This is a genomic window from Streptomyces sp. NPDC050509 (genome assembly GCF_044457965.1).
GTDB lineage: Bacteria > Actinomycetota > Actinomycetes > Streptomycetales > Streptomycetaceae > Streptomyces.
In genome coordinates this window covers 36,775-49,579 of the sequence record NZ_JBITHL010000001.1, presented here as the reverse complement: position 1 = coordinate 49,579, position 12,805 = coordinate 36,775, and the positions used below count along the sequence as shown (strand labels likewise).

Below are 12,805 nucleotides of genomic sequence, written 5' to 3'. Positions count from 1 at the left end.
GCTAGCGCAGGAACGCCGCCGCGACGCCCGCGTCCACCGGGACGTGCAGACCGGTGGTGTGGCTCAGCTCGCCGCCCGTCAGGACGAAGACCGCCGCCGCCACATGCTCCGGCAGCACCTCGCGCTTGAGGATGGTCCGCTGCGCGTAGAACTCGCCCAGCTTCTCCTCCTCCACGCCGTACACCGCCGCGCGCTCCGCGCCCCAGCCGCCCGCGAAGATCCCGGAGCCCCGGACCACCCCGTCGGGGTTGACGCCGTTGACCCGGATCCCGGCCCCGCCCAGCTCGGCCGCGAGCAGCCGTACCTGATGGGCCTGGTCGGCCTTGGTCGCGGAGTACGCGATGTTGTTCGGGCCCGCGAACACCGCGTTCTTCGACGCGATGTAGACGATGTCCCCGCCGAACCCCTGATCGGTCATGACCCGGGCCGCCTCCCGCGAGACGAGGAACGAGCCGCGGGCCATGATGTCGTGCTGGAGGTCCCAGTCCCTGGCCGTCGTCTCCAGCAGCGGCTTGGAGATCGAGATGCCGGCGTTGTTGACGACCAGGTCCACCCCGCCGAAGGCGAGGGCCGCCGCGTCGAACGCCGCCCGGATCTGCTCCTCGTCCGTCACGTCGACCGTCACCGCGACGGCCCGGTCCGTGCCGCCCAGCTCCTCGGCGACGGTGGCCGCGCCCTCGGCGTTGAGATCCGCGACCACGACGCACGCGCCCTCGGCGGCCAGCCGGTGCGCGACGGCCCGGCCGATCCCCGACCCCGCGCCCGTCACCAGCGCCACCCGGGTGGCCAGCGCCTTCGGGGCCGGCATCCGGCGCAGCTTGGCCTCCTCCAGCTCCCAGTACTCGATACGGAACTTCTCGGACTCCTCGATGGGCGCGTACGAGGAGACGGCCTCGGCGCCGCGCATCACATTGACGGCGTTCACATAGAACTCACCGGCGACCCGAGCGGTCTGCTTGTCCTTGCCGAACGAGAACATCCCCACGCCCGGCACCAGCACGATCGCCGGGTCGGCCCCGCGCATCGCCGGTGAGTCCGGGGTGGCGTGCCGCTCGTAGTACGCCCGGTACTCCGCCCGGTACGCGGTGTGCAGCGCGGCCAGCCGCTCCCGCGTCTCCTCCAGCGGCGCCCCGGCGGGCAGGTCCAGGACCAGCGGGCGGACCTTGGTGCGCAGGAAGTGGTCCGGGCAGGAGGTGCCCAGCGCCGCCAGCCGCGGATGCTCCTCACGCGCCAGGAAGTCGAGGACCGGATCCGCGTCCGTGTAGTGGCCGACCTGGGGCCGGTCCGTGGAGGCGAGCCCCCGGATCAGCGGGGCGAGCGCGGCGGCCTTCGCCCGCCGCTCGGCCTCGGGCAGCGGCGCGTACCCCTCCCGTACGGGACCGAAGGGCTCGGGCGTGCCCCGCTCCGTCAGGAACGCCTCGGCCGTACGGATGATGTGCAGCGAGTTGCGCTCGCACTCCTCGGAGGTGGCGCCCCACGCGGTGATGCCGTGCCCGCCGAGCACACAGCCGATCGCGGCGGGGTTGGCCTCCTTGACCGCGGCGATGTCCAGGCCGAGCTGGAAGCCGGGGCGCCGCCAGGGCACCCAGACCACGGTGTCGCCGAAACACTCCGCTGTCAGTTTCTCGCCGTCGGCCGCGCAGGCCAGCGCGATCCCCGAATCGGGGTGGAGATGGTCCACATGAGCGGCGTCGACCAGTCCGTGCATCGCCGTGTCGATGGACGGCGCCGCACCGCCCTTGCCGTGCAGGCAGTAGTCGAACGCGGCGACCATCTCGTCCTCGCGCTCCACCCCCGGATACACCCCGGTCAGCGCGCGCAGCCGGTCCACCCGCAGTGCGGCGAGACCACCGGCGGTGAGGGTGCCCAGATCGCCGCCCGACCCCTTGACCCACATCAGCTCGACGTCGTCGCCGGTCACGGGGTCGGTGGTGGATCCCTTGGCGGAGGTGTTGCCACCGGCGTAGTTGGTGTTGCGCGGATCGGCGCCGAGCCGGTGCGAACGCTCCAGCAGTTCGGCCGCCGCCGGATGGATGGAAGGCTGGTCGGTCATCATGTCCCTCTGTGAGGTGCGGTCTTCGGGGGCGGAAGGCGCGGACGGGCGGTGGTACGGGGGTACGGGACGGGCGGTTGGTACGGGGGTACGGGTCGGCCGGGCAGGGGTACGGCGCTGCTGTGCCAGCCGTCTCAGGCGCCCCAGCCCGCCTGGGTCCCGCCGATCCGTTCGGCGACGATCTTCTCGCCGTACCCGGAGGCGCGGTACGCGGCGACGGGGTCGGCGTCCGCGCCCAGTTCGGCGCGCGCCTCGGCCACCAGCGGTCGTACGTCCGTGTTGAAGGCGTCCATGATCACCGCGTTGGCCCCGAGTACGTCGCCCGAGCGCTGGGCCGCGTCCAGCGCCTCCGCGTCCACCAGCAGCGCCTTGGCCGTGGCCTCCTGGACGTTCATCACCGAGCGGATGATCGCGGGGATCTTCTCCTCGATGTTGTGGCACTGGTCGAGCATGAACGCGGTGTCCGCCGTGTACCCGCCGCCCCTGATCACCTCGTACATGATCCGGAAGAGCTGGAAGGGGTCCGCCGCCCCGGCCATCAGGTCGTCGTCCGCGTAGAAGCGGGAGTTGAAGTCGAACCCGCCGAGCTTCTTCTCGCGCAGCAGGAGCGCCACGATGAACTCGATGTTGGTGCCCGGCGCGTGGTGCCCGGTGTCCACGACGACCTGCGCCTTCTCGCCCAGCTTGAGGCAGTGCGCGTACGCCGTGCCCCAGTCGGGTACGTCCGTGGCGTAGAAGGCGGGCTCGAACAGCTTGTACTCCAGCAGCATCCGCTGGCCCTCGCCGAGCCGCTCGTACACCGCGGACAGCGCCTCGGCGAGCCGTCCCTGACGGGCGGAGAGGTCGTCCTGGCCGGGGTAGTTGGTGCCGTCGGAGAACCACAGCTTCAGATCGCGCGACCCGGTGGCGTCCATGATGTCCACGCACTCCAGCAGATGCCCCAGCGCCTTGCGGCGCACGGCGGCGTCCGGATGGGTGACCGAGCCGAGCTTGTAGTCGTCGTCCTGGAACACGTTCGAGTTGATCGTCCCGATACGCAGCCCCAACTCGCGCGCGTGGGCGGCGAGGGCGCCGTAGTCATCCACGCGGTCCCAGGGGATGTGCAGCGCCACCGACGGCGCGACCCCCGTGTGGGCGTGCACCCGCGCGGCGTCCGCCAGTTTCTCCTGCGGTGTGCGCGGCACGCCCTGCTGTGCGAAGACCTTGAACCGTGTACCGGAGTTCCCGAACGCCCACGACGGCGTCTCGACTGCCTGCGACTTCAGCGCCGCCTTCACAGCGGACACGGCGGATCGACCCGTCATCTCTCAGCGCTCCCGTGGTGCGGACTCGCGGGGCGAGTCGGTGTCACGATCCTTTATGAATCGTTTCATCGCGTGAAGCTATGGGAGTCCCCCACCCGTGTCAACCCTCCGCGCGGCACCTTTGAACGCTGTGCGTCATGCCCCCGTGAGCCTCGCCGGAAAATGTCAAGCGCACCCCATTGACGTCGCAGACCATCGCCGTTTAGCTTCCGTGCAACCTCATTGAAACCTTTCAGGGCGGGTGGCACAACGCGTCCCCCTCGCTGAGGAGCCCCTCATGAACGAGCCCGCCAAGGACCCCGCTACGGACCCCGCTACGGACCCGGCACCGGCCCCCGCCCCTGTGCTGGCCCTGAGGGACGTGAGCAAGTCCTTCGGCGCCGTGCGCGCCTTGCGGGACGTCTCCCTCCAACTCCTGCCCGGTGAGGCGCACGCCCTCGCCGGGGAGAACGGCGCGGGCAAGTCCACGCTGATCAAGACGCTCGCCGGGGTGCACAGGCCGGACGCCGGGGACGTACTCCTCGACGGCGAGCCCGTCGTCTTCCACGGTCCCGCGGACGCCAGGGACGCGGGCATCGCCGTCATCTACCAGGAGCCCACGCTCTTCCCCGACCTGTCGATCGCCGAGAACATCTTCATGGGCCGTCAGCCGCGCCGGACCCTCGGCAGGATCGACCACCGGGCCGTACGGGAGACCACCGCCGCCCTGATGAAGCGGCTCGGCGTGGAACTCGACCCCGACCGGCCCGCCCGCGGACTCTCCATCGCCGACCAGCAGATAGTGGAGATCGCCAAGGCGCTCTCCTTCGACGCGCGCGTCCTGATCATGGACGAGCCGACCGCGGCGCTCACGGGCGGCGAGACCGCCCGGCTCTTCTCCGTCGTACGAACGCTGCGCGCCGAGGGCGCCGCCGTACTGTTCATCTCCCACCGCCTGGAGGAGATCTTCGCCCTCTGCCAGCGCGTCACGACCCTGCGGGACGGCCGCTGGATCTCCTCGCAGCCGCTGGCCGGGCTCACCGAGGACGACCTCGTCCGCTCCATGGTCGGCCGCGACCTGGGCGAGCTCTACCCCAAGCAGCAGGCGACCGTCGGCGAGATCGCGCTGTCGGTACGGAGACTGACCAGGGAGGGCGTCTTCCGCGACGTCTCCTTCGACGTACGACGGGGCGAGATCGTCGCCCTGGCCGGCCTGGTGGGCGCGGGCCGCAGCGAGGTCGCGCAGGCCGTCTTCGGCGTCGACCGGGCCGACGCGGGCGAGGTCCAGGTCGGCGGGCGGACGCTGCCGGCCGGATCACCGACCGCCGCCATGGCCGCGGGGCTCGCCCTGGTCCCCGAGGACCGCCGGCTGCGCGGCCTCGTGATGGACATGTCCATCGAGCGGAACATCGGCCTCACCGGACTCGGCCGGCTCGGCCGGGGCGGCATGGTCCGCCGGGTCCTGGAGCGCGGCCGGGCCGCCGACTGGGCCGTACGCCTCCAGCTCAAGTACAACCGCCTCGCCGACCCCGTCGGCGTGCTCTCCGGCGGCAACCAGCAGAAGGTCGTCCTCGCCAAATGGCTGGCGACCGAACCCGCCGTGCTCATCGTCGACGAACCCACCCGGGGCATCGACGTCGGCACGAAGGCGGAGGTGCACCGGCTGCTCTCCGCGCTCGCCGCGGACGGACTCGCCGTCCTGATGATCTCCTCCGACCTGCCCGAAGTGCTGGGCATGGCCGACCGGGTGCTCGTCATGCACGAGGGGCGGCTCACCGCGGAGATACCGCGGGCCGAGGCGGACGAGGAGACGGTGATGGCGGCGGCGACCGGTCTGGGCGAAAGGGCTGCGGCATGACCACCGTGACGGACCGGCCCACCACGGACACCAAGGACGACACCTCGGCGCGCTCCCTCGTCGACACCGTGTTCCGGGCCAGGGAGATCAGCATCGCCGGAGCGCTGGCGCTGCTCATCCTCGGCACCTGGATCTCCAATCCGCGCTTCCTCGACGACCAGGGCGTCAAGGACCTCCTCCTCAACGCCTCCATCCTGGTCCTGCTGGCCGTCGGCCAGTCCGTGGTCGTCCTGACCCGCAACATCGACCTGTCGGTCGGCTCGGTCGTCGGGCTCTCCGCCTTCGCCTGCGGCAAGTTCGTCGCCGGCACCGACCACGGCGTCCTCACCGTCCTGCTGCTGGGCATCGCCCTCGGCGTGGCCTGCGGACTGGTCAGCGGAGCCCTCGTCAGCTTCGGCCGGGTCCCCGCGCTCGTGGTCACCCTGGGCATGCTCTACATCATCCAGGGACTCGACTACTGGTGGGCGCAGGGCGACCAGATCAGCGCGAGCGACGTCCCCGACCCGATTCTGGGGCTCGGCAGCGGCAGCGTCCTCGGCATCCCCTACCTCCCGCTCATCGCCCTCGCCCTGCTCGCCGCCACCGCGTACTTCCTGCGCGGCTACCGGTCCGGACGCGAGCTGTACGCGATCGGCTCCAACCCCGAGGCCGCGCGGCTCGCCGGGGTCCCGATCCGCCGCCGGATCCTCGGCGCTTACGCCTTCTCCGGCGCCGTCGCCGGGTTCGCCGGCGCCCTGTGGCTCGCCCGCTTCGGCACCGTCGTCGCGGACAACGCCCACGGCTGGGAACTCACCGTCGTCAGCGCCGTCGTCGTCGGCGGCGTCGCCATCACCGGCGGCACCGGAACGGTCTGGGGCGCGGCGCTCGGCGCGCTGCTCCTCACCACCATCGGCAGCGCGCTGATCGTCCTGAAGGTCGACGCGTTCTGGCAGGGCGCCATCACCGGCGCGCTGCTCCTCACGGCCATCAGCGTCGACCGGATCGTCTCCCTGCGCATGACCGCAGCACTGAGGAAGAGGAGCGCCCGACATGGGAATGGCGCCTGACACACAGGCCGCGCCGCGGCCCCCGGTGAAGACGCCGGAGCAGCGCCCCACGACGGCGGGGGAGCGGGTACGGGCCGTGGGCCTGCGCTGGGACACGGCGGTCGGCGCCCTGCTGGTCGCGGTGTTCGTCGTTGGCCTCGGCACCACGGAAGGGTTCGCCTCCGGCGAGAACCTGGCCTTCGCGTTCAACGACATCGCCGAGGTCGCCCTCATCGCCCTGCCCATGACCCTGCTGGTGGTGGCCGGACAGGTCGATCTCTCCGTCGCCTCCATGCTGGGCCTGGGCAGCGCGCTGACCGGAGCCCTGTGGAACGCGGGCTGGGCCTTCGAGACGATCGTCCCCGTCGTACTGGTCGTCGGCGTCGCCGGAGGGCTCCTCAACGGCTGGCTCGTCACCCGGGTCGGGCTGCCCTCGCTCGCCGTCACCATCGGCACGCTCGCGCTCTACCGCGGCCTCGCCTCCGTGGCGCTGGGCAGCGACGCCGTCACCGACTTCCCCGCCACGTACGCGGACTGGGCCGTGGACACCACCACCGTCCCCGGCACCTTCCTCACCTACCCCGTACTCCTCTTCCTCGTGCTGGCCGTGGTCACCGCCGTGGTGCTGCACGCCACCGCCTTCGGCCGGTCGCTGTTCGCGATCGGCGCCCAGGAGGAGGCCGCCTACTTCGCCGGCATCCGGGTCAAACGCTTCAAACTGATCCTGTTCGTGCTCACCGGGGCGGTCTCCGCCTTCGCCGGTGTCGTCTTCACCCTGCGGTACGGCAGCGCCCGCGCCGACAACGGTCTCGGCTTCGAGATGCTCGTCATCGCCTCCGTCCTGCTGGGCGGCGTCGACTTCGACGGCGGCAAGGGCACGCTCTTCGGCGCGGTCGCCGGTGTGCTGCTCATCGGGGTCCTGAAGAACCTGCTCACGCTGAACGACGTACCCAACGAGGTCCAGGTCATCGTGACCGGGCTGCTGCTCGTCGCCTCCGTCCTCACCCCCCGGGTCATCGCCGCCGCCGTGGAACGAAGGCACCGGCGCGCCGCCGACACCGCCCCCGGGCCCTGAGCTCCCGACCTGTCTCCCGCGTCCCGAGCCCTCCCCGCCCTGTCCCTCCGAGCCCGCCGAGCCTCCCGAAAGGTCCCGCCCGCCATGCTGATCCGTCACCCTGCCCGTCGCCGCGCGGTAGCCACCGCCGCCACCGCCTGTGCTCTCGCCGTCGCGCTGACGGCCTGTTCCGGCACCACCAAGGACAGCGCGGAGAAGGACACCGCGACCGCCGCCGCCGGTGCCAAGGCCGACCCGGACGCGCCCCTGAAGAAGGGGCTCAAGCTCGCGTTCCTCCCCAAGCAGATCAACAACCCGTACGAGAAGATCGTCGACGAGGCCGGGATCGCGGCGGCCGGGGAGTACGGCGCCACCGGCAAGGAGGTCGGCCCCTCCGACGCCAACGCCTCCTCCCAGGTCTCGTACATCAACACCCTCATCCAGCAGCGCCAGGACGCCATCCTGATCGCGGCCAACGACCCGAACGCCGTGTGCGGCCCGCTCAAGCAGGCCATGAAGAAGGACATCAAGGTCGTCGCGTACGACTCCGACACCGCCAAGGACTGCCGCCAGCTCTTCATCAACCAGGCCAGCTCCGAGGAGATCGGCCGCAGCCTCGTCCAGCACCTGGGCGAACAGCTCGGTCACCAGGGCAAGATCGCGATTCTCTCGGCCACTCAGAACGCCACGAACCAGAACACCTGGATCGAGTTCATGAAGGACGAGCTGAAGCTGCCCCAGTACAAGAACATGCAGCTCGTGAAGGTCGCGTACGGGGACGACGCCGACCAGAAGTCCTTCCAGCAGACCCAGGGGCTCCTCGCGGCCTACCCCGACCTCAAGGGCATCATCTCGCCCACCACCGTCGGCATAGCCGCCGCCGCCCGCTACCTCAGCGACTCCTCGTACAAGGGCAAGGTCGTCCTCAACGGGCTCGGCACACCCAACCAGATGCGCAAGTACGTCAAGGACGGCACCGTCGAGCAGTTCTCCCTGTGGAACCCGGAGGAGCTGGGCTACCTGGGCTCGTACGCGGCGGCCTCCCTCGCCTCCGGGCAGATCACCGGCGCCGAGGGCGAGAAGTTCACGGCGGGCAAGCTCGGCGAGTACACGATCGGCAAGGACGGCGAGGTCATCCTCGGCGAGCCGACCGTCTTCGACAAGAAGAACATCGACAAGTTCGACTTCTGAGCGGGACGGTGACTTCCGTGCAACGCGTCTGTTTCCTGCTGAAGGTCCGCCAGGGCCGCATCGCCGAGTACCGTGAGCGGCACGCCGCCGTCTGGCCGGACATGCTCCAGGCCCTGTCGGAGTGCGGCTGGCACAACTACTCGCTCTTCCTGCGCGACGACGGCCTGCTCGTCGGCTATCTGGAGACCGAGGACTTCGCGGCGGCCCAGGCCGCCATGGCAGCCACCGACGTCAACACCCGGTGGCAGAACGAGATGGCCGACTTCTTCGAGGCGCTGGACGGCGCCAAGCCGGACGAGGCCATGCGACCGCTCACCGAGGTCTTCCACCTCGCCTGACGCCCGCCCGGCACCTCACCCGACCCACCTTGCCCGGCCCACGCTCCGCAGGACGAAGGAGAGATCCGCGCATGAGGCCCCTGACCGCCGTGCTGCCCGCCCTCGCACTCCTCGCCACCGCCGCACTCCCGGGGGCGCCCACCGCGGCGGATCCCGCACCGGCGGTCACCCGGGTCGCCGACACCCAGCTCGACGGCCAGGCCGTCTACTTCGTCTCGTACGACGGCCTGGTCAACAACAACTCCTTCCAGAAGAACGGCCTGCTGACCTACCGGGGTCACCAGTACGCCGCCTGGTACACTGCCGACCGCACCGCCGTCGTCGGCCGCCGCGCCCTGGGAGCCGCCTCCTGGCAGACGGTACGGCTGCCGCACCGGCTCACCGTCAACGACTCCCACAACGTCATCTCGATGGGGCTCTCGCGGGTCGACGGCCGGCTGCACCTGAACATGGACTCGCACAGCAACGGCTTCTTCTACGTCAAGTCGGCCGCCGGGCTCCTGGACGACCCTGCCGGACACGCCTGGAACAGCGGTCGGTTCGGGGCCGTACAGACCACCCTCGACGGCGTCGCGCTCACCTCCCAGTTCACCTATCCGCAGTTCGTCGCCACCCCCGAGGGCCGACTCCAGCTCAGCTACCGCGTCGGCGTCTCCGGCAACGGACGCAACGCGCTCGCCGAGTACGACGGCTCGAAGTGGACCGCCCTCGGCGAATGGGCCGGATCCACGGGCACGTACACCAGCGAGCACGGCTCCAGCACCGCCCGCAACATGTATCTCCACGGCATCGACTACGGTGCCGACGGCCGGCTGCACGCCTTCTTCACCTGGCGCGAGCAGAACGGCGCCGTCATGTGCGCCGGGGGCGGCATCACCAACCACGACACCGGCTACGTCTACAGCTCCGATCGCGGCCGTACCTGGCGCACCGCGGCCGGCGGCGTGGCAGGCACCACCGGGGGCGCCGACCAGGTGACCGTCGGCGACGCCGGTACGGTCGTGGACCCGATCAACCCCGACCACTCGCTGATGAACCAGGAGAGCCAGGCCACCGACTCCGCCGGTCTGCCGCACGCGGTCATCAGCTACGTCCCCGGCCGCTTCGGCCAGTGCACCACGAACTACGTGGCCGACCGCACCGCGAACGGCCGGGCCTTCCACCTCTTCAGGAACGCGGCGGGCACCTGGAAGAAGACCGAGATACCGGTCGCGCTCGGCTCCAGCCAGCGCACCCATCTCGTCCTCGACCGGTACGACAACGCCTACGCCGTCCTGCCGTACGGCCGGATCGTCGCCGCCTCCAAGGCGTCCGGGTACACCGACTGGAAGACCCTGTTCGACGGCGCGGGGCTGAACGCCTTCGGTGAGGTCGTCGTCGACGACACCCGCATTGCCCAGGACGGTGTCCTGTCGTTCATGTACCAGCAGAAGTCGAGCGGCACCACGCCCTCCGCCCTCCGCGTCGTCGACTTCCGGCTGCCGTCCTGACACACCATTCAGTCCCGAGAGGTACAGAGGAGCCGCCATGACCGCAGGTACCCCCGCCCGCCCTTCCGTCCGTACGCCCGCCGTAGCCCGCAAACCGAGGATCGGACTGGTCGCCGGAGGTCTGGGCGCCTACTGGCCCCAGTTCCCCGACCTCCTCCCGCAGCTCCGGAGTTCGGCGGCCCGCGTCACCGAACGCATGAGGGAGTTCGACGCCGAGGTCGTCGACGTCGGGTTCATCTCCGACGCGCGGGAAGGCGCCGAGGCCGCCGAGAAGCTGCGCGCCGCCGACTGCGATCTGATCGTCGGCTTCCTCACCACCTACATGACGGCCACGATGCTCGTCCCCGTCGCCCAGCGCAGCGGCGCGCCCGTCCTGCTGATCAACCTCCAGCCGTCCCCGGCCATGGACCACGCCTCCTTCGACACCGGCAAGTGGCTGGCCTACTGCGGTGCCTGTCCGCTGCCCGAGATGGCCAACGCCTTCGAGCGCGTCGGGGTCCCCTTCCGCTCGGTCTCCGGCCATCTGGAGGACGAGCGCGCCTGGCAGCGCATCGGCCGCTGGATCCGGGCCGCCGGGGTCCGCTCCGTCCTGCGCGGCGGCCGGCACGGGCTGATGGGCCACCTCTACCCGGGGATGTACGACGTGTCGACGGACCTCACCATGGTCCCGGGGCAGCTCGGCGGCCATGTCGAGGTCGTCGAGTTCGACGACCTGCGGGTCCGGGTCGAGCAGGTGAGCGACGACGAACTGTCCGCGAAGCTGGACGAGACCCGGGAGGTCTTCGAACTCGCCGACTCGGTGGTCGCGGAGGACCTGCGCTGGGCGGCGAAGGTCTCCGTCGGTCTCGACCGGCTCGTCGCCGACTTCGATCTGGACTCCCTCGCGTACTACCACCGCGGCCTGGACGCCGAGATCCACGAACGGCTCGGCGCCGGCATGATCCTCGGCTCCTCGCTGCTGACCGCGCGCGGGATCCCGGCCTGCGGCGAGTACGAGCTGCGTACGTCGCTGGCCATGCTGGTCACGGACCGGCTCGGCGCGGGCGGCTCCTTCACCGAGCTCCAGGCCCTGGACTTCGACGCCGGCGTGGTGGAGATGGGCCACGACGGCCCCGGACACCTCGCCATCAGCGCGCGCCGGCCCCTGCTGCGCGGACTCGGCGTCTACCACGGCAAGCGCGGCTGGGGCGTCTCCGTCGAGTTCGACGTACGGCACGGCCCCGTCACCCTGGTCGGAATCGGCCAGACCCGCGACGGCCGCTACCGGCTGATCGCCGCCGAGGGCGAGGTGGTCGACGGACCGCACCTGGAGATCGGCAACACCACCTCCCGCGTCGACTTCGGCTGCGACCCGGGCGAGTGGACCGACGCGTGGAGCGCCAGCGGTGTCGGCCACCACTGGGCCCTGGCCACCGGCCGGCTCCTGCCGGAACTGCGCGCGCTCTCCGGCCTGTCCGGCCTGGAGCTCGTGGAAGTCTCCGTCTGATGCGACGTCCGGTGGGGATCAAGGACGTGGCGGGCGCGGCCGGTGTCTCGGTGGGCACCGTCTCGAATGTGATCAACCGCCCCGAGTCCGTCACCGAGGAGACCCGCCGGCGCGTCCTGTCCGCCATCGAACGTCTCGGCTACGTGCGCAGCGAGTCCGCGCGCCAACTGCGCGCGGGCCGCAGCCGCATTCTGGCCATGCTCGTCCTCGACATGGCCAACCCCTTCTTCGTGGACGTGGCCTCCGGAGCGGAGCGCTCCGCGCGCGCCGCCGGGCTCGGCGTGATGCTCTGCAACAGCGCGGAGTCCCCGGCCGAGGAGGCCACGTATCTGACGCTCTTCTCCGAGCAGCAGGTACGGGGCGTCCTCGTCACCCCGGCCGACCTGAGCGGCCGCAACCTCGACGCGTTCCGCCGCCACCGCATCCCGTTCGTCCTCGTCGACCGCATCGTGCCCAGCGCGGACGGCTGTTCGGTCTCCGTGGACGATGTCAGCGGCGGCGCCCTGGCCGTACGCCATCTGCTGCGCGGCGGCTGCCGCGACATCGTGTACGTCAGCGGCCCGATGCATCTCGCGCAGTGCAGGAACCGCCGCGAGGGGGCGCTGCTGGCCCTCGCGGAGGCGGGGCTGCCGCCCGGCGCGCTGCGGCATGTGGAGGCCGCGCGCCTCGATGTCGCGGAGGGCCGGGACGCCGGGGCGCGGCTGCTGGGCATGGACCCCCGCCCCGGCGCGGTGTTCTGCGCCAACGACCTGCTCGCGCTCGGCGTGCTCCAGACCCTCTACCACGCGGGCGTCCGGGTGCCCGAGGACATCGCGCTCGTCGGGTACGACGACATCGAGTTCGCCTCGGCCGCCGCCGTGCCCCTGACCTCGGTACGCCAGCCCGCCGTCCAGCTCGGCGGGGCCGCGGCCGATCTGCTCATCGAGGAGACGGGGGACGCCGCCGCCGCGCACACGCACCGGCGCATCGTGCTCCAGCCCGAACTGGTGGTCCGCGCCTCCACACTGGCGCGTTCACGCCACTGACG

General features: G+C 71.1%; 10 protein-coding genes. 8 read left to right on the top strand and 2 right to left on the bottom strand.

Annotated features, from left to right (window positions below; all coding sequences use genetic code 11):
* Position 1 precedes the first annotated feature (1 nt).
* Both ACIBJC_RS00240 and rhaI read right to left on the bottom strand, forming a co-directional pair.
* Entirely contained in the window at positions 2-2,053 is a 2,052-nt protein-coding gene (locus tag ACIBJC_RS00240) for a bifunctional aldolase/short-chain dehydrogenase (protein WP_399285698.1), read from the bottom strand.
* Positions 2,054-2,187: 134 nt separating this feature from the next.
* On the bottom strand, positions 2,188-3,357 hold the full coding sequence (gene rhaI, locus ACIBJC_RS00235; RefSeq protein WP_399285696.1) for an L-rhamnose isomerase: 1,170 nt from the start codon (positions 3,355-3,357) through the stop codon (positions 2,188-2,190).
* A gap of 277 nt (positions 3,358-3,634) precedes the next feature.
* Here rhaI and ACIBJC_RS00230 point away from each other — a divergent pair, with 277 nt between their 5' ends.
* The 8 genes from ACIBJC_RS00230 to ACIBJC_RS00195 all read left to right on the top strand — a co-directional run bounded on the left by ACIBJC_RS00230 (position 3,635) and on the right by ACIBJC_RS00195 (position 12,803).
* Positions 3,635-5,194, top strand: coding sequence for a sugar ABC transporter ATP-binding protein (locus ACIBJC_RS00230; RefSeq protein WP_399285694.1), 1,560 nt, complete (start codon positions 3,635-3,637; stop codon positions 5,192-5,194).
* Complete coding sequence (locus tag ACIBJC_RS00225; RefSeq protein ID WP_399285692.1) at positions 5,191-6,240, top strand: ABC transporter permease; 1,050 nt, start codon at positions 5,191-5,193, stop codon at positions 6,238-6,240. The genes ACIBJC_RS00230 and ACIBJC_RS00225 overlap by 4 nt, the downstream gene beginning before the upstream one ends.
* Positions 6,224-7,294: an ABC transporter permease gene (locus ACIBJC_RS00220; protein ID WP_399285690.1), complete on the top strand. Its 1,071-nt coding sequence runs from the start codon at positions 6,224-6,226 to the stop codon at positions 7,292-7,294. Before ACIBJC_RS00225 ends, ACIBJC_RS00220 begins: the two co-directional genes overlap by 17 nt.
* Before the next feature lie 84 nt (positions 7,295-7,378).
* On the top strand, positions 7,379-8,464 hold the full coding sequence (gene rhaS, locus ACIBJC_RS00215) for a rhamnose ABC transporter substrate-binding protein (RefSeq protein WP_399285688.1): 1,086 nt from the start codon (positions 7,379-7,381) through the stop codon (positions 8,462-8,464).
* A 17-nt stretch (positions 8,465-8,481) separates the two neighbouring features.
* Positions 8,482-8,802 (top strand): L-rhamnose mutarotase, encoded by a 321-nt coding sequence (locus tag ACIBJC_RS00210; protein ID WP_399285686.1) that lies wholly within the window; start codon positions 8,482-8,484, stop codon positions 8,800-8,802.
* A 71-nt stretch (positions 8,803-8,873) separates the two neighbouring features.
* Positions 8,874-10,292 carry a BNR repeat-containing protein gene (locus ACIBJC_RS00205; protein WP_399285684.1) on the top strand — a complete coding sequence of 473 codons (1,419 nt, stop codon included), beginning with the start codon at positions 8,874-8,876 and terminating at the stop codon, positions 10,290-10,292.
* 37 nt (positions 10,293-10,329) lie between these two features.
* Complete coding sequence (locus tag ACIBJC_RS00200) at positions 10,330-11,778, top strand: arabinose isomerase (RefSeq protein WP_399285682.1); 1,449 nt, start codon at positions 10,330-10,332, stop codon at positions 11,776-11,778.
* Complete coding sequence (locus ACIBJC_RS00195; protein ID WP_399285681.1) at positions 11,778-12,803, top strand: LacI family DNA-binding transcriptional regulator; 1,026 nt, start codon at positions 11,778-11,780, stop codon at positions 12,801-12,803. Before ACIBJC_RS00200 ends, ACIBJC_RS00195 begins: the two co-directional genes overlap by 1 nt.
* Positions 12,804-12,805: the final 2 nt, after the last annotated feature.